General features: G+C 55.4%; 21 protein-coding genes and 2 riboswitches. Of the genes, 12 read left to right on the forward strand and 9 right to left on the reverse strand.

Annotated elements, in window-relative coordinates:
- The first annotated feature begins 9 nt into the window (after positions 1-9).
- The 6 genes from C772_RS13040 (at position 10) to gltS (ending at position 8,985) form a co-directional block, all read left to right on the forward strand.
- On the forward strand, positions 10-990 hold the full coding sequence (locus tag C772_RS13040; protein WP_008300661.1) for an MBL fold metallo-hydrolase: 981 nt from the start codon (positions 10-12) through the stop codon (positions 988-990).
- Positions 991-1,298: 308 nt separating this feature from the next.
- On the forward strand, positions 1,299-2,945 hold the full coding sequence (locus tag C772_RS13045; RefSeq protein WP_035002413.1) for a catalase: 1,647 nt from the start codon (positions 1,299-1,301) through the stop codon (positions 2,943-2,945).
- A 171-nt stretch (positions 2,946-3,116) separates the two neighbouring features.
- Positions 3,117-3,222: riboswitch (SAM riboswitch) on the forward strand.
- A 141-nt stretch (positions 3,223-3,363) separates the two neighbouring features.
- The gene (locus C772_RS13050) at positions 3,364-4,740 is read left to right on the forward strand and encodes an LLM class flavin-dependent oxidoreductase (RefSeq protein ID WP_008300664.1); all 1,377 of its coding nucleotides are present in this window, start codon (positions 3,364-3,366) and stop codon (positions 4,738-4,740) included.
- 21 nt (positions 4,741-4,761) lie between these two features.
- Positions 4,762-6,264 (forward strand): sodium:solute symporter family protein, encoded by a 1,503-nt coding sequence (locus tag C772_RS13055; RefSeq protein ID WP_008300666.1) that lies wholly within the window; start codon positions 4,762-4,764, stop codon positions 6,262-6,264.
- Positions 6,265-6,472: 208 nt separating this feature from the next.
- A riboswitch (SAM riboswitch) is annotated at positions 6,473-6,577 on the forward strand.
- 131 nt (positions 6,578-6,708) lie between these two features.
- Positions 6,709-7,377, forward strand: coding sequence for a carboxymuconolactone decarboxylase family protein (locus C772_RS13060; protein ID WP_008300670.1), 669 nt, complete (start codon positions 6,709-6,711; stop codon positions 7,375-7,377).
- Between the two features lie 420 nt (positions 7,378-7,797).
- Positions 7,798-8,985, forward strand: a complete 1,188-nt coding sequence (gene gltS / locus C772_RS13065; RefSeq protein ID WP_008300671.1) for a sodium/glutamate symporter — start codon at positions 7,798-7,800, stop codon at positions 8,983-8,985.
- 60 nt (positions 8,986-9,045) lie between these two features.
- Here the strand turns inward: gltS and C772_RS13070 are convergent, their stop codons facing one another.
- Complete coding sequence (locus tag C772_RS13070; protein WP_008300672.1) at positions 9,046-10,113, reverse strand: LLM class flavin-dependent oxidoreductase; 1,068 nt, start codon at positions 10,111-10,113, stop codon at positions 9,046-9,048.
- 139 nt (positions 10,114-10,252) lie between these two features.
- Here C772_RS13070 and C772_RS13075 point away from each other — a divergent pair, with 139 nt between their 5' ends.
- A complete protein-coding gene (locus tag C772_RS13075) occupies positions 10,253-10,966 on the forward strand; it encodes a hypothetical protein (RefSeq protein WP_008300673.1) in 714 nt (237 codons plus the stop codon).
- 189 nt (positions 10,967-11,155) lie between these two features.
- Here C772_RS13075 and C772_RS13080 read toward each other — a convergent pair whose 3' ends face one another.
- The 5 genes from C772_RS13080 to C772_RS13100 all read right to left on the reverse strand — a co-directional run bounded on the left by C772_RS13080 (position 11,156) and on the right by C772_RS13100 (position 17,586).
- Positions 11,156-13,084, reverse strand: coding sequence for a GTP-binding protein (locus C772_RS13080; RefSeq protein WP_008300674.1), 1,929 nt, complete (start codon positions 13,082-13,084; stop codon positions 11,156-11,158).
- Positions 13,085-13,135: 51 nt separating this feature from the next.
- The gene (locus C772_RS13085; protein ID WP_008300675.1) at positions 13,136-14,215 is read right to left on the reverse strand and encodes a DUF871 domain-containing protein; all 1,080 of its coding nucleotides are present in this window, start codon (positions 14,213-14,215) and stop codon (positions 13,136-13,138) included.
- Positions 14,216-14,324: 109 nt separating this feature from the next.
- On the reverse strand, positions 14,325-15,689 hold the full coding sequence (locus tag C772_RS13090) for a PTS transporter subunit EIIC (RefSeq protein WP_008300676.1): 1,365 nt from the start codon (positions 15,687-15,689) through the stop codon (positions 14,325-14,327).
- A gap of 15 nt (positions 15,690-15,704) precedes the next feature.
- Entirely contained in the window at positions 15,705-16,592 is an 888-nt protein-coding gene (gene murQ, locus C772_RS13095) for an N-acetylmuramic acid 6-phosphate etherase (protein ID WP_008300677.1), read from the reverse strand.
- Positions 16,593-16,737: 145 nt separating this feature from the next.
- On the reverse strand, positions 16,738-17,586 hold the full coding sequence (locus C772_RS13100) for a MurR/RpiR family transcriptional regulator (protein ID WP_008300678.1): 849 nt from the start codon (positions 17,584-17,586) through the stop codon (positions 16,738-16,740).
- Positions 17,587-17,742: 156 nt separating this feature from the next.
- On the opposite strand from C772_RS13100, the gene C772_RS13105 reads away from it, so the two are divergent.
- The 4 genes from C772_RS13105 to C772_RS13120 all read left to right on the forward strand — a co-directional run bounded on the left by C772_RS13105 (position 17,743) and on the right by C772_RS13120 (position 21,579).
- Positions 17,743-18,102, forward strand: coding sequence for a DUF488 domain-containing protein (locus C772_RS13105; protein WP_035002414.1), 360 nt, complete (start codon positions 17,743-17,745; stop codon positions 18,100-18,102).
- 32 nt (positions 18,103-18,134) lie between these two features.
- Entirely contained in the window at positions 18,135-18,812 is a 678-nt protein-coding gene (locus C772_RS13110; RefSeq protein ID WP_008300681.1) for an RluA family pseudouridine synthase, read from the forward strand.
- Positions 18,813-19,025: 213 nt separating this feature from the next.
- Positions 19,026-20,198: a multidrug efflux MFS transporter NorA gene (gene norA / locus C772_RS13115; protein ID WP_008300683.1), complete on the forward strand. Its 1,173-nt coding sequence runs from the start codon at positions 19,026-19,028 to the stop codon at positions 20,196-20,198.
- A 127-nt stretch (positions 20,199-20,325) separates the two neighbouring features.
- The gene (locus C772_RS13120; protein ID WP_008300685.1) at positions 20,326-21,579 is read left to right on the forward strand and encodes a dicarboxylate/amino acid:cation symporter; all 1,254 of its coding nucleotides are present in this window, start codon (positions 20,326-20,328) and stop codon (positions 21,577-21,579) included.
- Positions 21,580-21,627: 48 nt separating this feature from the next.
- Here C772_RS13120 and C772_RS13125 read toward each other — a convergent pair whose 3' ends face one another.
- Complete coding sequence (locus C772_RS13125) at positions 21,628-22,671, reverse strand: S1C family serine protease (protein WP_008300687.1); 1,044 nt, start codon at positions 22,669-22,671, stop codon at positions 21,628-21,630.
- Between the two features lie 103 nt (positions 22,672-22,774).
- A complete protein-coding gene (locus C772_RS13130; protein WP_008300688.1) occupies positions 22,775-22,990 on the reverse strand; it encodes a hypothetical protein in 216 nt (71 codons plus the stop codon).
- Positions 22,991-23,121: 131 nt separating this feature from the next.
- On the opposite strand from C772_RS13130, the gene C772_RS13135 reads away from it, so the two are divergent.
- Positions 23,122-23,634: a DinB family protein gene (locus C772_RS13135; protein WP_008300690.1), complete on the forward strand. Its 513-nt coding sequence runs from the start codon at positions 23,122-23,124 to the stop codon at positions 23,632-23,634.
- A gap of 47 nt (positions 23,635-23,681) precedes the next feature.
- Here C772_RS13135 and C772_RS13140 read toward each other — a convergent pair.
- A partial coding sequence (locus C772_RS13140; protein WP_035002424.1) for an IS3 family transposase occupies positions 23,682-24,237 on the reverse strand: 556 nt, incomplete at its 5' end.

Consider the following 24,237-nt stretch of genomic DNA (forward strand, 5'->3'; position numbering starts at 1 on the left):
AGTGGGGGCATGGCAGAAGCCATCAGGCAACAGACATATACCATTTATCCGATCGTTCAGCCCGGCATTTATCCGACACTCAGGACGATCAACTTTTACCTGATCAAACGGCCGGAAGGGATGGTTCTGATCGACGCGGGTATAGATACGTACGACTGCATGGAACGGCTTCAAGACACACTCAAGCAGGCCGGAGCGGAGATCGGGGACCTGGATGCCATTTTGCTGACGCACCATCATGAGGACCATGCGGGGCTCGTTCCCAGGGTGCTGGAGAAAAAAGCCGTTCCGATTTATGCCCACCGGGATGCCGTTCCGAGATTGAGGCTGGACAAGGATTTCCTTGAAATGCGGCTCGCGTTTTTCAGGCGGCTGTATCGTGAGATGGGGGGCGGCAACATGGGAGCGGAGCGTTTTGCCCGTCTTGAGCAGACGATCCGGGAAACGCCTCAGCACGCGATCATGGCTGATATCAATGAAATCGGAGAAGGGGACCGGGTCTTTGGCTTCGAAGTGGTCGAGACACCGGGCCACTCGCCGGACAGCATCACGTTCCTGGACGCGGATGGCAGGACGGCATTTACGGGAGATGTGCTGATCGAAGGATCCTCCGTCAATGCAATCATCGATCCCGCACCCAACGGGAGCCGGCTCCCGTCGGTCAGCCAGCAGCGCAGGTCACTCGAGAGGCTGGCCGGGCTGGGCGCGGATGTCCTCTACACGGGCCATCACGAACCGGTCCGCAACACGAAAGACCTTGTCCGTGAACGGATTTCCCGAATGGACCGGAAGTGCGAGAAGCTCTTAAGCCTGATTCGCAGCGGTGTCACAGTCCCTGCGCAAATTACAGAAGTGTATTATCGGGACCTGTACAGGACACAGTTTCCGCTCGTCATGTCGGAAATCATCGGCCATCTCGATTACCTCGAGGAACAGGGGAAAGTCACCAAGTCGATGGCAGAGGAAGTATGGCATTACCATCCCGCTTGACAAATATGGAAATATCACTCTCATTTAGGTGAATGTATTCTCAATCTGACGCGTTTACATACGAGAAGGGCAGAGACTTTGCGCATTAGATGAAGAAAATGCATAAAAGCATTCAGAACGGGTAAATTAATCAATTGTCCGGCTCAAATCGTTTGCAAGTTTTTCGGAGGTTGATTATACTTGGTTTGAAGTTGTTTAGAATAATTCTAGACAGAAACTTATTCTAAACAAACAGGCCCTTACTGCTTTAAAAACATTCTGAAAACAGGTAGTATAAGGGTATCGATGATCACAAGGAGGTTTTCATGTTGGCGGAAGACAAAAAGATGAATGGTTCAAATGAGGAACGCGAGGCGCTGACGACTCGCCAGGGACATCCCGTAATCGACAACCAGAACATCAAAACGCTCGGCAACCGCGGTCCTGCAATGATGGAGAACTATCACTTCATCGAGAAGATGTCGCACTTTGACCGGGAAGAGGTGCCGGAGCGCGTCGTTCACGCACGCGGCACAGGCGCATTCGGTTATTTTGAGACATACGGAAAAGTCGGTGACGAGCCGGTCGAAAAATACACCCGCGCGAAAGTATTCCAGGGAGCAGGCAAGAAGACGCCTGTACTCGTCCGTTTCTCCACGGTTGCGGGCTCGAAGGATGCGCCTGAAACCGACCGTGACCCACGCGGCTTCGCGGTGAAGTTCTATACCGAAGACGGCAACTGGGACCTCGTCGGGAACAACCTGAAAATCTTCTTCATCCGTGACGCGATGAAGTTCCCTGACATGATCCACGCCTTCAAGGCAGACCCGGCGTCGAACGTTCCGGACCCGCGCCGCATGTTCGACTTCGTATCCCGCTCGCCTGAAGCGACACATATGATCACATTCCTGTTCTCTCCTTGGGGCCGTCCCGCGACGTACCGCCACATGCAGGGATCGGGCGTCAACACATACAAGTGGGTCAATGACAAAGGTGAAGCGGTCCTCGTCAAGTACCACTGGGAGCCGAAACAGGGCATCCGCAACCTGACGACGAAAGAGGCAATGGAGATCCAGGGCAAGAGCGTCGGACACATGACCCAGGACCTCTACGAGGCGATCGAGCGCGGAGAATACCCTGAGTGGGAGCTCTACGTGCAGATCATGGAAGACGGGTACCATCCGGAACTCGACTTCGACCCGCTGGATGACACGAAACTCTGGCCGGAGGACAAGTTCCCTTGGCTGCCGGTCGGCAAGATGGTCCTGAACGAAAACCCTACCGACTTCCACGCACAGATCGAGCAGGCCGCATTCGGTACCGGCGTCCTCGTTGACGGTATGGACTTCTCCGATGACAAGATGCTCCAGGGACGCACGTTCTCGTACTCCGATACGCAGCGTTACCGTGTGGGCGCCAACTACCTGCAGCTTCCGGTCAACGCGCCGAAAGCAAAGGTCCGCACGAACCAGCACCGCGGCCAGATGAGCATGCGGACGCCGGAAGAAGCGGGCGGCAACCCGCACATCAACTACGAGCCGTCGATGGTCGGCGGACTGGAGGAAGCGGACAAGTCCGAGCGCACGCCTCACAACCCTGAATACAGCGGCAAGGTCATGAGCGAGCCGATCGACCGTCCGAACAACTACGGCCAGGCCGGCGAGACCTACCGCGCATTCGAAGAGTGGGAGCGCGAAGAACTCATCGCCAACCTTTCCGATGTGCTCTCAATCTGTGATGAGCGCATCCAGGAAGCGATGATCCACCACTTCACACAGGCGGACGAAGACTACGGCCGCCGTGTGAAGGAAGGCATCGAAGCGAAGATGAAAGAGCTCGAAGAAAAAGGCGATGACAACCGTATCCCTGGCCAGGAAGCCGGCATCAAGTCGAAATACGGCGAAGGCGGCACAAACGCCCAGAATGAAGCGGTTGATGAAGCAATAGAAAAGGGCCGGGAAACAGACGGCTATTAATCAATAAAATCCGGTCATCATAGGCTGTCCAACTTCTGATGACTCATAAAACGGGACGATGCATGCCACCAGGCATGCATCGTCCTTTTTTACCATTTTAAATATTCCCCGTTGACTGATTTATTTAATATCTATAACATGGGGTTAACCTTACTAACCGAATAAAGTGTTACCTTATCGAGAGTCGGGGGAGGAATCTGGTCCCAAGATCCCGCAGCAACCGTTACGGATGTAACAAGGTGCTCATTCCAGCAGGCGCATGCTTGAAAGATGAGGGTGGAATAGATATTGCCTCTTCCCCCCGGGAAGGGGTTTTTGCTTGTCCAAGAGGTGCTTCGGGGCAGCATGTGACAGGCATGATCCCGATTTATCTTATTCGGAAGGTTGGTAAGAGTGATTCTGAAAGGGGAATCCATTGATGGGGAAGAAAAAACAGATTCATTTAAACGGCTTTGTTCAAAACTCGCCATCTCCGCATTCGACCGGTCTGTGGAAGCATGAAAAAGACGAGGGGACGAAGCATAATCGGCTGAGTTACTGGACGGAAACAGCCCAAGTGTTGGAACGGGGGCTGTTTGATGCGGTATTCATCGCGGATGTTCTTGGAACGTATTCGAAATACGGAAACAGCCATGAGGCAGCCGTCCGCCATGCTGTGCAGCTGCCTGCCCATGACCCGCTACTGATCATTTCAGCAATGGCACAGGTGACCGAGCATATCGGCTTTGCACCGACGGTTTCAACGACCTATGCGCAGCCTTACGCACTGGCGCGCCAGCTCTCAACGCTGGATCACCTGACGGAAGGCCGGCTTGGATGGAACGTCGTCACATCCTACCTGGAAAGCGAAGCAGTCAACCTGGGGCTGTCCGGACGTCTGCCGAAAAGCCAGCGCTACGACCGTGCGGATGAATTTTTGGAAGTGGTGTATAAACTCTGGGAGCATAGCTGGGAAGACGGTGCAGTGGTCTATGACAGAGAAGGGGACACATTTGCCGATCCTTCCAAGGTTCACGCGATCCGGCATCACGGGGAATTCTTTGACGTCCCGGGAATCCATCTGACGGAGCCATCCCCTCAGCGGACGCCGGTCCTGTTCCAGGCAGGGGCCTCGCCGCGCGGACGGGATTTTGCCGCCAAGCATGCGGAAGCGGTATTCACGAAGGGCCATTCCCTGCAGGCGCTCAAGGACTACTCCGCGGATCTTCGCAGACGCACTGCCGCTTTTGGCAGGAATCCGGATGATATCCGCATTTTCCCGATGGTCCTTCCGATTGTGGGGTCCACGGAGGAAGAGGCCTATCAGAAACACGAAGATCTGAAAAACCATGTGAGCTATGAAGGCACGGCAGCGCTTCTTTCCGGCCATACGGGAATCGACTTTTCCCAATATGATCCCGACCAGTACATCGAGGACATCGAAACGGATGCCGTGCAGGGGAATCTGGATATGTACACGAAAGACCCGAACAAGAAATGGACGCTGCGGGAGGCGGTGCTGAACCATGGCCTCGGCAACGGAACCGCCAAATTTATCGGGACTCCCGAACAGATTGCGGACCGCATCGAGGAGTGGGCAACAGTGGGGGATGCAGACGGCTTCAATATCGCACAAAGCTATTCGCTGGAGACCTTCCGTGAGTTCGTGGACCATGTCGTTCCGGAATTGCAGAAGCGGGGAATCTACCGGACAGAATATGAAGGGAAGACATTGCGGGAAAATCTCTTCGGCACAGGTTCCTCTTACCTTCCTGACAGCCACCCCGCAAGGCAGATTTCAACATTGGTGAAGTAGTAACGGAAAAGAAGGGATTCTATGAATACTGTCACACTTTTTACATGGATCGGGTTTATTGCATTTTTGGCAATCATGCTCTTTCTCGGTTACATCGGAACGAAGAAAACGAAGAATATCAGGGATTTCGCGATTGGAGGAGGGAGTCTCGGGCCCGTCGTGCTGGGACTGTCCTTTGCTGCGACTTATCTGAGTGCGGCCACTTTTCTCGGCTATCCCGGCTGGTCACATGAGTGGGGGCTCACGAACCTCTGGCTGGCGCTGGCAATGATCGGAGGAGGGGCGCTTGGTGTTCTGATGGTCGCCAAAAAGATCCGATCGCTGAACGAAGAGCAGAAATCCCTCTCGTTGCCGGATTGGCTGGGGGATTATTACAATAGCGACCTGCTTCGTGTAGGAACCGGCCTGATCCTGCTCTTCAACATCTTTTATATTGCAGCCCAGTTTGTGGCGGGAGCCAGGATATTTGAATATTTATTGGGGATGGAATACCGCACCGGGCTGATTCTGATCACCGCCATTGTCGTGCTGTATGTTTTCGGCGGCGGTGCGTTCGCGGACATCTATACGGACGCCGTTCAGGTGATCCTGATGGCGATTGCAGGGATTGTCATCTTCATATCGGGGATCGTCATCTTCTGGAAGGACGGCATCACAGCCACGTTTGCCGGAATCGCCGACAATCTGGCAGCGCAGGATGGGAACCTGGTGGCCGTCTTTAATCCGGATTCCGCACACTTCTATTCGATCGGCGCGGTGATTGGCGCGATCTGTATCCAGTGGGCCTTTGCTTCGGCGCCTCATCTCTTTAATAAAGTTCTGGGCATCAAAAGCGAAAAAGATTTGGGGAAAATGATCCTGACTTATGTAATAACGGCTTCGCTCAGCGTGTTGGTGCTCTTCGGAGGATTGTACAGCAGGGTGGCATTGGGCTCCGCTGAGGTCGTGGCTGACCTGGCTCTGATGGAATATGTGGCGTGGGCATTTCCCGCTGTGATTGTCGCACTGTTCGGTGTCGTGATCCTGGCTGCGGCCATGTCAACGACCGATGGGCTGTTCGTTTCGATTTCCACTGTTTTTGCAAACGATATTTTCCTGAAATTCCTTGTCAGGCGGGGGTATGTCCGCGTCGATGAGGAAAAGGCGGAGAAGATTGCCCTGCAGATCAGCAGGCTGACTGTCCCTCTTGTGGGAATCATCGCCCTCCTCATCGTCATGAAACCGCCCGTGTATATGGGCGATGTCATGTGGATCGGCATTTCCGGCGTTGCCGCCGGAACATTGGGCCCGATTTTATATGCGGTGTACGGGAAACGGAAAGCTTCTGCAAGGGCAGCGGAAGGATCGATGATCATCGGACTTTCGGCCTATCTGATTCTGTACTTTGGCGGCCTGATTCCGAGTACGATGACAGCCGGCGCGGTGGCGACAGGAATCGGCATTGCCAGCATGGTTGTGCTGGCCAATGTCCTGGCGGCGGATAAGAAAGCGACCCGGCTGGCCAGCGCCGAACAGAGGCAATGAGGAGGAGTAGGCATGTTTGTGAATGAAATGCTGTCCGTCTGGCTTTACGGTTTTGTCATCATTTATGTCATCATCGGCTTTGCGTTGTGGAAATGGTATTTCAGCTAACCATATGACATTGCCCCAAGAGTCGATTGAAAATTTCACGTTGACAGACTAATCGGGGTTCGATATGCTTAGGATAATCTTACTAATTGAATAGACTTTAACCTTATCAAGAGCCGGGGGAGGAAACTGGTCCGCAGATCCCGCAGCAACCGTTACGTGGTAACAAGGTGCTCACTCCAGCAAGCGCATGCTTGAAAGATGAGGAAGGCCGATTACATACAGCCTCTTCCTCATCGGAAGGGGCTTTTTCATTGCCGGTCCATGCTGCGGATGCGGATCCGTCTTCTTGCCCGCCGGGGTCAATCAGTAAGAAACGAGGAAAAGGGGAGATTTGGAATGACATCTACTACTAAAACAGACAGCCTGTACAAAAAAGAATACTTCGGAAGAATTTTTGAACTGAAACAATACGCTCCGGAAGCGTTTGAAACCTTCTTCAAGTTCAATGACCAGGCACTGGCAGAAGGAAAACTATCCGTCAAACTGAAAGAACTGATCGCGGTTGCGGTCGCTCATATTACTGGCTGCCCGTACTGCATCGACCTGCATGTCGGCAATGCCAAGAAAAACGACTCCTCCAAAGAAGAAGTGGCAGAAGCGATCTTTGTCGCAACCGCGCTCAAGGCGGGCTCTGCGCTTGCCCACGGAGTGAACGGACTGAATGCCTACGACGGCAACGGTGACGGGGAGTTCTACAAAGCGTCTTACTTTAACCGCCTGCCGGAATTCGCAGAGCTGGACGAAGAGTCCTTCAAAACGTTTGTTAAGTTCGACGGCGCTGCGCTCAAAGCCGGCAAACTGAGCGTAAAAGAAAAGGAACTCATCGCAGTCGCTTCGGCACATACCACTGGCTGCGCCTACTGCATCGACCTCCACACGAAAAACGCGAAGAAAGCGGGAGCGACTCTTGAAGAGCTTTCCGAGGCGATCTTCGTCGCGGTTGCGCTCAAAGCCGGTTCGGCAATCGCGCATAGCGTGAACGCGCTGAACGCTTACGACAACTGATTCCATGGATCTGAAAAGACGGTTCCGTACCTTTTAAAGGTATGGAACCGTCTCTTTTTATTTCCGCGCCTAGTAAATATTAGCGGATTTACTTTTTGGAATAGTACGGATTCTGCGTTTTCTATTGCAAAAAATTAGCGTGACTGATTATACTTTAAAACAGTGCATCGCTAAAGAAGCGTTCATTTAACAATTACGAAAGCGATTCCATGAATTTCCGCTGGTTTTGTTTTCGCGATGGGTTGAGTCAGCAAGCAAGGGGTAAAGCACCAATAGATAAAATCGCGTTCAGCTATATTTGAAAACGCTATTTCGAACGGTTTTCCGGACCGTGCAGGGCCTGTTGGGGGGATCCGACACTGATCGGATGCGGGCCGGGTCCGGAAACCGTATAAATTTTTTGCGAAAGGTGACAAAGTTATGATTGAGATCAACCAGATTTCTACACTGTTCTTGGCAGTGGCCCTCTACCTGCTGGGAATGGCCCTCGTCAACCGGATCGGCATTCTTGACCGGTTCCTGATTCCGGCACCTGTTGTCGGCGGCCTGATTTTCGCCATCCTCGCCTTTATTCTCCAAACGACGGGCGTCGTTGAAATTGCATTGGATACTTCCCTGCAGTCCCTCTTCATGGTCGCATTCTTTACGACGGTGGGGCTTGGAGCCAGCATGAAGCTCATTAAACTGGGCGGGAAGCTCCTGATCATTTACCTGATCTTCTGTGGAATCCTCATCTTCATGCAGAACGTCATCGGTGTCTCGCTTGCCAAAGTATTCGGTATCGATCCGCTCCTCGGAGTCATGAGCGGTGCCGTCACGATGAGCGGCGGACACGGTGGTGCAGCCGCTTACGGGCAGACGATTTCAGAGCTCGGCATTGATTCAGCAGTGACGATCGGGATGGCGGCAGCCACGCTGGGCCTGATCTCCGGAAGCCTTTCCGGTGGCCCGGTCGCCAGGTTCCTCATCAGAAAGCATGACCTGAAACCGGCTGAAGGAAAAGTGGAAGAGTACGTTGAAGAGGCGGAAAAACCGGTCACTGAGCGCTCGTTCATGATTCAGATTGCACTGATCACCCTTTCGATGGCAGGCGGAACGTACATCGGGGAAATTTTCTCTGAGGCAACCGGCTTTGTCTTGCCGGCCTATATCGGAGCGATGTTCGTCGCAGTTATCGTCCGGAACCTTGTGGACCGTGCGCTCCCTGGCACTGTCAACATGAAAGAGATCAACCTGATCGGGGAAATCTCCTTGGCAATCTTCCTGTCGATGGCACTGATGAGCATCAAGATCTGGGAAGTTGTCGGACTGGCGCTTCCGCTGATCGGCATTGTGCTCGTACAGGTGGCCTTCATCATTTTGTTTGCGGTCTTCGTTGTCTTCCGCTTCCTCGGCAAGGACTACGATGCAGCCGTCATGATTTCCGGCATGCTCGGCCACGGGCTCGGTGCTACGCCGAACGCGATGGCGAACATGGGCGCGACAGTCAACAAGTTCGGCCCGTCCCGCACGGCGTTCCTCGTCGTGCCGATCGTCGGCGGTTTCCTGCAGGATGTCCTGTTCGGTGCGCCGATTATCATCACAACGATCAATATGTTCGCGCCGTGATAAGAACTCTATAGACAAAGCGAAAGCCTTCCGTTCGTACAGACGAACCGGAAGGCTATTTTAATTGTTGTCTGCTTTTGTGTACTTTTTTACTGCCGGCATGATCTCCGTTGCGATCAGCTCGATGTTCTTCGCAATTTTGTCAAACGGCACCCCGCCAAAATCAATTTGCGCAATAAAGCGCTGATGGCCGAAAAGTTCGTACTGATAAAGGATCTTTTCGATGATCTGCTGCGGGCTTCCGATCATCAGGGCATCGCGGTGGTCAACAGCCTGTTCAAACTGCTGTTTCGGATATCCGCCGCCGCGGATCGCCATGAAACCATAGTGCAGATGAGGGTAGTACTCGCGGAGTGCGTCCTGGGTGGTTTCAGCCGTGTAGAAAAGGCTTGTCGTTCCGATCGGGAGACGGTTTGGATCATGCCCGCTCCGCTGGGCAGCTTCCCGGTAAGCGTCAACAGACACCGTGAAGTTCATTGCCGGCCCGCCGAGTGTCGCCAGCATCATGGGGACGCCCGCATAGCCGGCTTTGATCGCGCTTTGCGGAGGCCCTCCGACTGCACGCCAGATCGGAAGCTGTCCGTCCTTTGGCTGCGGGTAGATCTCCGCGCTCCGGAGTGGAGGGCGAAAATCGCCTTCCCAGCTGATGGGGCCATCCGCCTCGTTCAATTTCAGGAGAAGATCGAGCTTTTCCTCGAACAGCGCTTCGTAGTCGTTCAGATCATAGCCGAGCAGGTCGAACGCGCCGGTCCTGGATCCGCGGCCCGCAACGATTTCAGCCCGTCCGCCGGAGATCAGGTCGATCGTCGCGAAATCTTCGTAGGCGCGTACCGGCTCCCAGACGCTCAGTACAGTCGAAGAACTCGCGATCTTGATCCGTTTGGTCGCCTGTGCAATCGCACCAAGGACGACACTGTGGGCCTGGGTGGTAAAGTGGCGCTGGTGGCTTTCGCCGACAGAGAACACGTCCAGGCCGGCTTCATCCGCCAGCTTTGCGGCGTCAATGATTTCCCGGATGCGCTGTTCTGCGCTGATCTTCTCGCCGTTATGGGGGTTCATCATATGGTCGCCAAGTGAATAGAGGCCGACCTCCATTCCTTTCGACCGGTCAATTTTAAATCGTTCCATAAGGATGGCTCCTTTCCCGTTCCTGCTACTGCCAGTCTACTTCCGGAATCAGAGCCGGGCAAACGGATTGACTCGTTTTGTTTATTAAAGGCAAAACCGGCAATGACAAGACTAGACTGAATTGATGGGAGGACGAATCATGACACGGAACCAAAAGCAGACGTATGCAAAGAACGTGCCGGGGAAGGACAGGCTGAAATTGGCCGCAACTGCAATGGCGGCGAACGTGAAGCTCCATACCACGAAAAAAAGCGAGCCGCTTGCCGCAGATGAGCGGGTGGACGAAAAGCTGGTAAAGGAAATTATCTCTCTCTGGCCGGCGACACCAAAAGCTTCTGCGGAGACGATGGTGAAATTCTATGGTCAGCCGAATGAAGCGACAGTCAATCGGCTGACCTGGTACAACAACGGGCCGTGGAAGCGGACAGTCGTATTCAAAGAAGAAATTCCGCATGACTTCCCGGAACCGCACGTCGACTGCCTGGAGCAGACGATCGATTATCATGTGCCGGCGGATAAAGTCGGCCTGATCGGGGAGCTGGAGGGCAGCCTGGTGGTCGACCGGACAAAGGGTGAGGTGTCGGTCCACTGCGACAATGAAGGGGCCAATACCCTGTCACTGAACATGATGCATGAGGTGGTCACGGGCAAGCGCACGCCGCAGGAAGCCCGCGATTTCATCAAAAACGAAATCGTGGAGTACATGATGGACCGGCCTGCTCCGTACTGTGAGGCTTTCCAGTTTGGGCTTCCGCAGGGCAGCCAGTGGGATCCCGACAAGGCAGTCGTCCAGGACAAGTTGTTGGAAGAAGCCGTCGGCAAAGTGAAAAAGACTCTGGGATTAGACAAGTAAGGGGATCACAAAAGCCGTCCGGCAGAAGAGTCTGCCGGACGGCTTTTTTTCGGTTGGTGAAAATCAGAGTCGCCATGATGATGTAGCTTTTGTGCACTCGAGGGGGTTATTGAAGCACTCGCCTTCAAAAAAAGTGCACCCGCTTCACCAAAAGGGGCACCCGTCCCCGGTACAGAATACGGAAGGTGTTCACAACAGGTGCATCGCTGCCTCTGCTTCATGCCAGGGAACGGAATAGCCCTTGCCCTTGGCGCAGAAGATCGAAGAAGAGGAATAGTCGGGATCGGCATCTTTGTCATAGCCGGTCCGTTCCGCCACTTCTTCAGTGTTGTGACATTCTTCATAGCCGCCGGGACGCAGTGTAATGGCACCCTTGCCGTTGGTAAAGGAAGCGAATTCAGCCGGATAGTTCATGAATGTGGCGACAGGGACGCGCGCAGTGATGCGGACGGTGTCTGCTTCGGTCTCCGGATCACCGAACTGTCCGTGCGCTTTCCGGATATCGTTCAGCACCCGGCCCATCAGTCCGGTTGACACTTTGATCCTCACGTCGTAAACCGGCTCAAGCAAAATATTGTCCGCCTTTTCAAGGCCTTGCCGGAGGGCACGGAGGGACGCTTCCCTGAAGTCTCCGCCGGATGTGTGTTCGTTGTGCGCCCTGCCTGTGATCAGAGTGATGTTCAAATCCGTGAGCGGTGATCCCGTAAGCAGGCCGCGGTGCGGCTTTTCGGTGAGCGCCTGGCCGACGAGGTTCTGGTAGCCGGGGGCCAGTTCATTCGGATGGCAGTCGCTCCTGAAAGCGATGCCCGTCCCGCGCTCTGCCGGGGAAATGCCCAGATGGACTTCCGCGTAATGCCGGAGCGGCTCAAAATGGCCGTAGCCCCTGACGGAAGAGCGGACCGTTTCCTTGTAGAGGATGGATGGCTCTCCGAAGGTGATATCCGCTCCGAACCGATCGAGGACCACTTCCTTGAGCACGTCCAGCTGAATCAGCCCCATGACATGCACGCGGATTTCCCTGGCAGGCTCATCCCAGGTGACGGAGAGGGAAGGGTCCTCGGCATCCAGCTGCATGAAATGGGCGAGCATGTCCTTCGGATGAATGGAGTCGGCAAAACGGACTGCGGCCGACAGGGAAGGGGTCAGGGAAAAGGGGGCCCGTCCTGTTTCTGCCCCCAGGGGATCGCCGGCCTCAAGCCCGGTCAGCCCCATGACTGCAACCAGTTCTCCGGAAACGGCCGTGTCCTGGACGGTATATTTGTGGCCGCTGTACTTCCGGATTTGCGTTACTTTTTGCGGTTCTCCTGCAATCAGGACTTCATCGCGCACCGCCAGCCTGCCGCCGGTCAATTTCAGGAAGGTAATGCGCTGTCCGCCTTCTTCATGGCGGATTTTATAGACCCTTGCGGCTAACGGCCCGGCCGCATCATTGGGTGTTCCGCCGGACAGCCGGTCCAGCCGGGAGAAAAATCCGGTGATGCCGACATCCTTAAGCGCGGAGCCGCTTCCTGCAGGGAAAATCCGTCCTGAACCCGTCATGCGGCGCATGGCCCGGATCCAAACTTCCTCATCGAAGCCTTCCTCAAGGTAATGCTCAAGAAGCGCTTCATCCCGCTCCGCCAGCCACTCGATGACATCAGGGGTCAGTCCGTCATCCAGGAGGACCGCATCTTCTGATAGAGACTTCCGGATCTCGGTCAGGGCTGTTTCCCGGTCCGCGCCTTCCCGGTCGGTTTTGTTGATGAAGATGAATGTCGGGACACCGTGCTTGCGCAGCAGGTCCCAGACCGTCTCGGTGTGGCCTTCCACGCCGTCGGCTGCGCTGACGACCAGAATCGCCGCATCCATCACCCGGATCGCCCGCTCCATCTCGGGTGAGAAGTCGACGTGCCCGGGCGTGTCGATCAGCGTGTACTTGGTCCCGTTATAGCGGAACACGGCCTGGTCGGCGAATACGGTGATGCCCCGGTTTTTCTCGATGTCATGGCTGTCGAGGAACGCATCCTGGTGGTCGACCCGTCCCCTGGTCCGGATCGCTTCCATATGATAGAGCAGCTGCTCGGAAAATGTTGTCTTGCCTGCATCCACGTGAGCGAGGATTCCGATTGTCTTGAACATATCCATTCCTTCTTCCTGGCGGATTCTGCTCAATAGTATAGCAGAATCGGCCTATGCTTGAGGGCGCTCCTCCATCCGGATCCGGAACGCGGAACCTCCCCGGATATGAGGCAGGATCGGCAGGTCATCTTCAATGATCCGTCCGACGACATTCACTTTTTCATCCGATGGCAGATCCCGTTTTGTGATCTGGAGCTCTCCCTGATACCGTCCGTACCTGGAATTGTCGATCGTGACCGCTCCGACAGGCCGCGCCGCTGTATTTGCGGGTTCGACCGGCCGGTCTCCGGCATTGCCGTACAGCCGGGACTCTGCGGATCGGATGACATCACGGGCGGCATCCAGCCGGTTTGTATGGCCGGTTCCGGGCAGGGCGGCCTGTGCATCCGGGAAAGCCGGAGCAGCCCTGAGCAGGAAGATGCCTTCCGCGTGGCAGTTGAACTGTTCAAGCGAGTGTCCGCTCATTGAGGGATCACCGATATAGATGTGGTCCACGCAACCGCTGTTCAGGAGGTCGAGATAAGCGGAGAAAGAAGTGCGGTCCCTGTGGGCTTCAAGTGTCGGAAGCCCCTTGTACAGAGGCCCGCGCCGTTCGCCGTCCCCGGGAACGAATTCCATGACTTTCAGGCCTTCGCTCCGGAGCCACCGGTTCCGCTCGGTGAAATCTTCCCATCCGAGCCCGGTTTCAGGCCGCGGGTAGAAATTGTGCCATGCTTCAGCGGCAGAAAGCCGGAGGCCGCATTCCTTCAGCCTGCGGATGCTTTCTCCGGTGAGCGTGCTGGCGTTCAGGGCAACCGTCATCCGATGGGACAGGGCGGCCGTCTCTTCTTCGCTGATCCCATAATCTACGCGCAGTCCCGTGACTCCCCAGTCAAGCAGACGGTCCGCCGTCTTGAACGTCAGGCCGAGATGGCCGAGGGAAGCAGGGGAGATGTCAGCGGTCAGTTCCATTTTATTGGATGCAGCGAGCTGGCCGAGCGCTCTGAGACGGTCGGCATATTGGCCAGGGTCATCCTCGGGAATATGGAGAGAAGTGAAGATGCCGCGGAACCCGGCAGACCGCATCTTCCGGATATGGGCTTCCTGGTTTTCAGCAGGCGGTTCATTCAGGTAGACAGAGATTCCAAGCATAAACAGCTTCCTTTCTTTATGGGGCGCAAATTGACAAAAGCAGGGGGAGCGGTCCGCCATTCAGCCAGCGGTCCACATCCTCCTGCCTCCTTTGATGCAGTGTCTTGAATCAGAAGTTTTCGTCCATCTCTTTATTGAAGCCGAAGAAATACGTGAAGATGAATCCGGCCGTGTAGGTGATGACGAGCCCGATGAAATACATCAGGTATTTGTTGTCCGCGATCAGCGGGATCAGGGAGATCCCCGACACCCCGATACCGCCGGCCGCTGTGTGCATGATCGCCTGGTAGGCACCGCCGACAGCCCCGCCCAGGCAGGCGGTGATAAACGGCCGGCCTAGCGGGAGTGTGACCCCGTACAGAAGCGGTTCCCCGATTCCGAGGAAGCCTACCGGGAGGCCGCCCTTAATGACGTTCTTCAGGCGCTGGTTCCGGGATTTCACATAGATCGCAATCGATGCGCCGACCTGTCCGGCCCCGGCCATCGCCAGGATCGGGAGGAGGGACGTCGCGCCAACGGAGTTGATCAGTTCCATATGGATCGGGGTCAGCCCGTGGTGAAGGCCCACCATGACGAGCGGCAGGAAGAATCCGGCCAGGATGCCGCCTGCAACTGCACCGCCGACGTCAAGGACGGCATGGATGCCGGTAGTGATGCCGTCGGAGAGGACGCCCGCCGCCGGCATGACCGCAACGATCGTCAGCAAACCGACCGTCAGTACAGTGAACAGCGGCGTGATGATGATGTCCACGGCATTCGGAACGAATCTTCTGTAGAAGCGTTCAAAGACGACCATCAGCCAGGCGGCGAACATGGCACCGAACAGGCCGCCCCGCCCGGGCAACAGGTTTTCGCCGAACAGGACGATGTCCGCAAGGCCGGGGTGGATGGTGATGATCCCCGCGATGGCACCGAGGACCGGCGTTCCGCCGAATTCCTTTGCCGTGTTCCAGCCGACAACAATCGCCAGGTAAGCAAAGATGCTGCTGCCGAGAAGGGTGAAGATCTGGATCCATGTAAGTGTCGGATCCACTCCGGCGTTTTTGGCGAATCCTGCGACCCCGTTTAGGATCCCGGATGCGACCAGACCAGGAATAAGCGGAATGAAGATGCTCCCGATTTTCCTGAGCAGGTTTTTGACGGGCGTGTTGTTTTTCTTTTTCAGCTCCGCCTTTTTAAGGCTGACGGCATCATCTTCATTGGCATCCACGGTTTCCCCCATCCGCTTGCCTGTCATCTTGGTGATCTGGTCGGACACTTTGTTCACGGTGCCCGGGCCGACGACGACCTGCAGGGTCTCGTCCTCGATGACCCCCATGACCCCGTCGATGTTTTTCAGTGCCTGGATATCGGCTTTGCCCTCATCTTTCAGATCCAGCCGGACGCGGGTCATGCAGTGGGTGAAGGAACGGATGTTGTCCCCGCCGCCGATATGGTCCAGGATCCCCCTTGCGAGCTTTTCTTCTTTTTTCATCATTTCCCCTCCAGATTATCTCTGAGTTTCCCTGATAAACCCCTTCGCCTCTTTTAACCGTTCATTTGCCTCCTCGAGCGAGCAGCCGAGAAGCAGCATGACGATGGCCGGCTTGACCTGTTCTCCTGCTTTTTCGTAAGCCTCTTCCGCCGTCTCAAAGTCAACATCTGCGGCCTCCATGATGATGTGCTTGGCGCGTTTGACCAGTTTCTCATTTGTCGGCTGAACATCGACCATCAGGTTGCCGTACACTTTTCCGATTCCTGTCATGGCGATGGTGGAAATCATGTTCAGCACCAGCTTCTGGGCAGTTCCGGCTTTCAGGCGTGTCGAGCCGGTGATGACTTCGGGCCCGGTCACGACCTCGATGGCAACATCGGCGATGCGGCCGATGTCGGATCCCTTGTTGTTGCTGAGGGCAACGGTCTTCGCGCCCAATTCCCTGGCGCGGTTCAGTACGCCGATGACATATGGCGTCCGTCCGCTTGCGGCAATCCCGACAACAACATCATCCGGACCAACAGACAGGGAAGCGATGTCTTCGGCACCCTGTCCTGCATCGTCTTCGGCCCCTTCGATCGCAGTCGTAATCGCCTGTTCGCCGCCCGCGATCAGACCGCGGACCATGCCCGGGTCCACTCCGAAAGTCGGCGGGCACTCGGACGCATCAAGTATGCCGAGCCGGCCGCTCGTCCCTGCGCCGGCATAAATCAGGCGGCCACCCTGTTGGAACGCATTAATCACAAGGCTGACAGCGTTTTCAATCGGATCGATCTGTTGCCGGATCGCTTCAGGGATCCCGGCATCCTCTTCGACCATGAGCAGCAGGCGCTCCCTGACCGGAAGCGTATCGATGTTCATGCTCTTCGGGTTTCTTGACTCTGTCGTGAGTTTTTCCAGCATGTCTTCACCTACTGTTATGAAATTATGTTTCATGGATTCATTCTATTAAAAAGAAATTAAATGTCAATATGGAGAATATTAATTCTTTATGTGTCGAAAAAATCCCCGGAAGGAATGGGCGGTTAGCCAATTCCTTAGCCGGGGATTATCTGCGGAGGCGGATGACTTCATTCCGGGCCTCATGGTACTGATCGATGACGGATTCGCCTTTTGCGTGGAAAACACTGAGGTAGAGTGCATCGATGATTGTCAGCTGTGTCATTCTGGACGGGATGCTGCCGATCCGGTGGTCCTGTTCCACGACCGGCGTGCAGAGCCGGATATCCGCTTCCTTATAGAGCGGGGACTTGTCCAGATTGGTGATGGCAATGACTGTCGCACCTTTGGATTTTGCGAAGCGCGCAAGCTCCAGGATGTCTTTGGTCTTTCCAGAGTTGCTGATTGCGAAAAACACGGAGCGTTCGTCCAGGTAGGGAATCGCCGACAGCATGAAGTGGAAGTCATGGTGGCTCTGGCACGGATATCCGAGTTTCGTGAATTTATAATAGGCATCCATGGCAGCCGTTGCGGACCCGCCCACGCCGTAGAACAGGAGCCGTCCCGCGTCCTTCAGTACGCCGACTGCCTTTTCGAATTCTTTGCGGTCGAGCGAGGACGGGATGGCCTCGATGGCCGACTTGTTGACGTGGGCGACTTTCCGGAACAGGTCGTACGGCTCGTCCTGCTGGTGGAGAATCTCGAAATCGGTCAGGTTCATGCCGGTAAGTGTCAGGTCCTTGACGAGTTCCAGCTTAAAGGACTTGAAGCTGCCGATGCCGATCGATTTGCAGAATCGGACAACACTGGATTCGCTGACGCCGCTGTTTTTGGACAGGTCCCGGGTCGTCATGTTCGGAATCAGTTCGGGGTGCTTCAGGATGTATTCTCCGATGGCGCGTTCGGCGCCGGACAGGTTCGTGAGGCTCTGTTCGATTCGGTGAAGTAGTGAGCTCATGGTCGGTACCTTCCTTGATCTGAGGTGGTCCGCCGGATGGCGGCAACTCCGTCCAGTATAACAGACAGCAGGCAACCCGCCTCTGCTAAAATGGATACGGGAGTGCCGCGGTTTGTGTGGGCTCGGCACTCAGTAAACGGGGCCGGGGGGATGGGTATGCCTGTGTCCATCAAGCGCATTTATGAAGGTGCATCAGAAGACGATGGAATCCGGATTCTCGTCGACCGGGTCTGGCCGCGGGGCGTTTCCCGGGAAGAGGCGAAACTTGATCATTGGATGAAAGAAGTCGCACCTTCCGCCGATCTCCGCAAATGGTTCGGGCACGATCAGGACCGGTTCGGTGAATTCAGGGAACGGTATCTGGACGAGCTAGCTGGCGGCATACAGAAAAGCGGGCTGGAGAGACTGAAAAAGATCGTTGCCGAAAACAGGGGAAACGCAACGCTGCTCTACGGGGCGAAGGATGAAACGCACAATCAGGCAGTGGTGCTGATGGAAGTGCTGGAGGACTCCTGATTCCTCCATATTGAATGATAAGGAGAATGACGATGAATATCCCGATACTTTTTGAAGACAATCATCTGTTGGTCGTGGAAAAACCCGTAAATATGCCTGTCCAGGAAGACCGGACAGGAGATCAAGACCTTCTGACGGCACTAAAGGAGATGATCAAGGAACGGGACAATAAGCCGGGCAATGTGTATCTCGGCCTTGTCCACCGGCTGGACCGGCCGGTCGGCGGTGCCATCGTGTTCGCAAAGACATCCAAGGCGGCTTCCCGCCTGTCCGACGCGCTCCGCCGCCGCGACATGGACCGGGAATACATCGCGGTGATCCGCGGCACTCCGCCAAAGGACAAGGGACGTCTCGAGCATCATCTCCTCAAGGATAAAAAAGAGAACAAGGTGTCTGTCGTGAAGCCGGGGGTGAAGGATGCGAAAAAGGCGGTGCTGGATTATGAAGTGCTCGGGAGGAAAGGGGATCTGACACTTGTCTCCGTCCGCCTGGAGACCGGGCGTCCCCACCAGATCCGTGTCCAGCTGTCATCGGTCGGCTGCCCGCTCTACGGAGACCAGAAATACGGTGCTTCCGTCAACCGCCCGGGCCAGCAGATCGCGCTCTGGTCAAGGTCTCTTGCCCTTACCCATCCGGTAAAAAAGGAGCCCGTGTCCGTCACAAGCCTGCCGCCAAGAGCGGAGCCCTGGAGCCATTGGGCGCTTTCCTGAGTCCCGCCGGCGGGTAAACATGCGGACAATCCGCCAATCATCCCACTCAGGGGATGAACCTAAACGATCAGGCGTCTAAACTTAACTTTCGTGCCGATCATCATCACTCTCTGGGCATGAAACAGAACTCTCGCAAACACCGACCCCCAAAGTGGCGAAAAACGCCCGTGTCCGGATATGATAGAAAGAACCGGAATCAAAGGGGAAAACTTCATGAAGAAAAACATCATGCTCACGACGGTTCTCATCAACCTGTTCATCGCCTTTATGGGCATCGGGCTGGTCATCCCGGTGCTGCCCGCCCTCATCAACGAGCTGGGGCTGAGCGGTTCGGCCGCTGCCAATCTTGTCGCGGCATTTGCACTGACCCAACTGATCGTGTCACCGATAGCCGGGAAATGGACTGACAAGTACGGCCGCAAGCGGATGATCGTGGTCGGCCTGATTTTGTTCAGCTTATCCGAGCTGCTGTTTGGCCTTGCGCAGTCCATCTCGCTGCTGTTTGTCTCGCGTCTCCTCGGCGGGATCAGTGCGGCATTCATCATGCCGGCCGTCACGGCATTTATCGCGGATATCACGACAATCGACGAACGGCCGAAGGCGCTCGGTTATATGTCTGCCGCCATCTCGACCGGCTTCATCGTCGGTCCCGGATTCGGCGGATTCCTGGCCGAAATCGGCACGCGCGTCCCTTTCTTTGCCGCATTCGGCCTAGCATTCATCGCCGCGCTGTTTTCCATGGCCGCTCTTCGCGAGCCGAAGCGTCAGAAGGCGGAAGCGGAAGAAATGGTGCCGGGGACGACAGGCATCCGCAAAATCTTCGCACCCGTGTTTTTCATCGCGTTCGTCATCATTTTCATCCTTTCGTTCGGGCTGGCGGCATTCGAATCGCTGTTTGCGCTTTATACCGATCATAAATACGGCTTCACGCCGAAGGATATCGCGATCATGGTCACGGGCGGGGGCGTTGTCGGAGCGGTCGCGCAGGTGTTTCTGTTCGACCGGCTCAACAAATGGCTCGGTGAGATCCGCCTGGTCCGCTGGTGTCTGATTGTCTCTGCGGTGCTTGTATACTGCGTCACGCTGGTCAGTTCCTACTTCATGATCCTGCTCGTGACAATGACCGTGTTTGTCGGCTTCGACCTCGTGCGTCCGGCGGTCACCACATACCTCTCGAAAGTGGCTGGGAATGAGCAGGGCTTCGCCGGCGGGATGAACTCGATGTTCACCAGCCTCGGCAACGTGTTCGGCCCGGTCATCGGAGGCATTTTGTTCGATATGCAGCTGGACTATCCGTTTTACTTTGCGACCGCCACACTGGCTGCGGGTGTGATCTTGTCTTATTTCTGGAAAAAGCCGAAAGCGCTGGCCGCAGGTCCGTCATAAAACGGACCTGCTTTTTTATGTTTCAATCCGCATAGATTGACAATATCAGAATTTAAAGATAATATTAAAGAAAGCGCTTTCATTATTGTGGTGATTGCTGAATAAAGTAGAACAAGGAGGGATCAATATGAAACTGGCGCGGAACATTATTATTGCCCTGATTGCCGGTGTCATCGTCGGTCTTGCACTCAACCTGTTCGCTCCGAATGTATTTGGTCCGGTTGACACGTACCTGTTCGGCCCGCTGGGTACGATCTTCCTGAATCTGATGAAGATGCTGGTCGTTCCGGTCGTGTTCGTCGCAATCGCGCTCGGCACGGCGGGGATCGGGGATCCGAAGAAACTGGGCCGGATCGGCGGGAAGACACTTGGATTTTTCCTCATCACTACTGCAGTTGCAATTGTTATCGCATTGACTCTGGCACTTGTCCTGAAGCCTGGAGCTGCGGGTGACTTCGATACGGCCGGCATCAGCTACGAGGCCCAGGAAGCACCGCCGGTCATGGATACGCTTCTCGGTATCATCCCGACAAACCCGATTGCAGCGATGGCTGATGGAAATATGCTCCAGCTCATCTTCTTCTCTGCACTGGTCGGTTTTGGCATCGCCATGCTCGGCAAAAAGGTGGAACGGGTCAAGGAAGTCCTGGAACAGGCCAATGACCTGATCATGTATCTGATCACCTTTATCATGAAGTTTGCGCCGTACGGAGCATTCGGCCTGATTGCGTCCGCGGTCGGAAGCCAGGGCTTTGATGCGATCAGCGCGATGGGCATGTACATGGGGGTTGTTCTCGGGGCACTCCTGATTCATACCCTGGTCATCTATGGCGGCGCGGTTTCCCTGCTCGGCAAGCGGAATCCGATCTGGTTCTTCAAGAACTTTTTCCCGGCGCAGGTCGTGGCATTCAGTACGGCAAGTTCCGCCGCCACGCTGCCGGTTTCCATGAAGATGGCACAGGAGCGCCTAAAGGTGCCGGAGTCGATCAGCTCCTTTACCCAGTCGCTTGGTGCCACGATCAACATGGACGGTACGGCAATCATGCAGGGGGCGGCCGTCGTCTTCATCGCCCAGGCCTACGGCATCGACCTGTCGATGGGCGCGCTCCTGACAGTTGTTCTGACCGCGGTATTGGCGAGCATCGGAACGGCAGCTGTTCCAGGGGCCGGACTCATCATGCTGGCCATGGTGCTGACGTCTGTCGGCCTGCCGGTTGAAGGAATCGCACTTGTCCTCGGTGTCGACCGCCTCCTCGATATGGTGCGGACAGCGGTCAACATCACGGGAGATGCCGCCGCCGCGGTTGTCGTCTCGCAGTCGGAAGGGGTACTTGGCGAGCCGGACGGGGATGGTGTGCCGGCGGAAACAGAAACTGCCTGATGATGAAAAAAAGCGCAGCAGCCTGACTGTCAGGCTGCTGCGCTTTTTTCATGGGTTTTCCTGGCGTTGCCGATGCAGTTCATCAACCGGAACAAACAGACCGACGGTGCCTTCCTCTTCATGGTTGAGCGTTGCAAAGACAATGCCGACAACCTGTCCGTCCGAATCAAGGACAGGGCTGCCGCTGTTCCCACGGTATACAGGAGCCTCCATCATGATGACCGGTTCATCAAGACCGCTCACCCGGATCGGGCCGATCACATGGCCTTTGTTCGCCACTCCGCGGAAGCTGAGCGGGTTGCCGATGAAGGTGACCGGTTCCCCTTCCTGCAAGGTAAAGGAGTCTGCCAGCTCCAGGGAAGGGAGGCCGGATTCATCTTCGGCCTCCAGCACAGCCATGTCGGATTCCGGATAGGACTCCTTCACGTCCGCCATGAAGCGCCGGTCATCCGAGAGGACGACCGATACCCGGTCGTACCCTTCGATCACGTGATGGTTCGTCAGGATCGTTCCGTCTTCGGAAATGATGAAGCCCGTTCCGGAACCGTCCGGGGTGACGACGGAGACGACCGATTCCTTCTGTGCCTGTACGGTCTCCTGCTGGGATAGCTGGGAGGACGTGCGCAGGAAGTCGACCGCCGACAGCGGGAACAGCTCCAGGACGAACGCAAATGTGCTGACGACCATCATCAGCGAGATGATCCAGATCATCGCCTTCGTACCGAATGATGGACCCCGGCGTGGCACTTCCTCAGTCCGCTCCTTCAGTAAGGCTTCCCGCTGGGCCTCGAGCACGAGCCTTCTGATATCCTCATCTTCCGGGTCTTCCGGTTCTTCAGAGGTTGGCTGGCGGTCAGCCGGCTCATCGTAGTCGTAAAAGTCGTCTTCGACGGACTCCTCCTCATCGAGGACATCGCCTTCTGCGATGGCGTCCCAGACAACCCACTCGTCGGGCTCCCAGACGTCATCTTCCTCTATGTAATCATCATCCGCATACTCATTTTCCTGAATGAGATCCCGTTCTTCACGAGGAAGTTTGCGGTCCTCTTCCCGGTCCGGGTGCTTGTCCCGCCGAATATTGCGATCATCCATACATCCACACCCTCGAAAGTTGCTTGGCTCCATTATACATGACGTATGAGTAGAGGAATAAATGAAAAACGGCTGCCCCCGGGGGGACAGCCGCCTTCATCGGTCAATATTTACCGAACTTAAACAGTTTGGCCAGCGCCTTGAAGATGATCGCCAGTGCAAACAGGACGATCAGGATCACCACGATGATCACCAACAGGGTGAAAAGTGTGCCTAATCCCCCGAGGACAGCCGGAACGATCAGGAACAGCCCGAGAAGGGCATAGCCCGCCAGGATCGCGGCAAGGAACAGGTTGACACACTCTTTGTACTGAGTCATGATTTTCACCTCCTATCAACCACAGTCTATTCCGGCTTTAAGCCGGCACCGGGGCGATTGAAGGGGAAGCTGAGCGCGTTGGCGAATGAATTTGTGAGAATGGAATCTGTTAAGGGGAGAGGGTATGAGAGATGGAACCTGATAGAGAAACAGAGAGAGTCATCCGCAGCTTCAGAGCGTATTCCGACTGGCTGGAAGAGATCAGGGCCGTCGAGCCGCACGTGTTGAAGGAACCGATTGCGGAAGGGAAATGGTCGTCAATTGAAATCATCGCCCATATCCTGAAGTGGGATGAGCACCTGATGGGCCGGGTGATCCCGGCCGTGCTGGATGGAGAGGAGATGGAGTTTCCGGAGTTCGGTCCATTTAATGAACGGGCAGCGTCCTATGCCGATACGGTCACCGCCGGCAGGCTGATTGCGCAAGCACAGGATCAGCGGCATCAGCTGGTTTCCCGCCTCTTGGAACTCCCGGCAGAAGTGCTCGAAAGACCAGCGGCATCAAACGGGGAAACCCACTCTCCGCATAGCGGCTTGCCTTATACGCTGATTTCCGTCGTCAGAGACTTTATCGATCACGACCGCCATCACCGGAATCAGATTGACGGCTTCCTGGCAGATGCACAAAAACACCCCGTCCGCTAAATCTGAACCGAACCCTATAAAGCGGACAGTTTAATAAAAGACCCTGCTTATGCGGCGATGAGATGACTCCGGTATTGTGCCGGAGTCATCTTTTTTAGATTCCATTGATACCGGTGGTTGTTGTACTCGAAAATATACTCATCCACCAGTTGTTTGAGCTCATCGAAGGTTTGGCATTGCCTGTAGTCAATTTCATCTTTCATATGACCGAAGAAGGATTCCATCGGCGCATTGTCCCAACAATTTCCCTTTCGGGACATTGATTGTTTGATGTTGAGATCTTTGAGGCGTTTCTGATACTCGGGATGGGTGTAGTGGAATCCTTGGTCTGAATGAAGGACGATTTCCGGATGTAGATTATCTCCAAGAGCTTCTTCAAGCTTGTCCAGCGTCCGGTACACGATTGGCATGGAAAGGCTGGTCGTCAGTTCATAAGCGAGGATTTCCTTGGTCGCCACGTCCTTCACAACCGATAGGTAGGCAGGTTGGCCTTTGCCGTGATACAGATAAGTAATATCAGTCAGGAGGACCTTACCCGGCTCATCCTGCTGGAACTCACGATTCAGGTGATTAGACACCGTACGGTGTTCCTGTGTCGCCTTC

The organism is Bhargavaea cecembensis DSE10 (assembly GCF_000348905.1).
Classification (GTDB): Bacteria; Bacillota; Bacilli; order Bacillales_A; family Planococcaceae; genus Bhargavaea; species Bhargavaea cecembensis.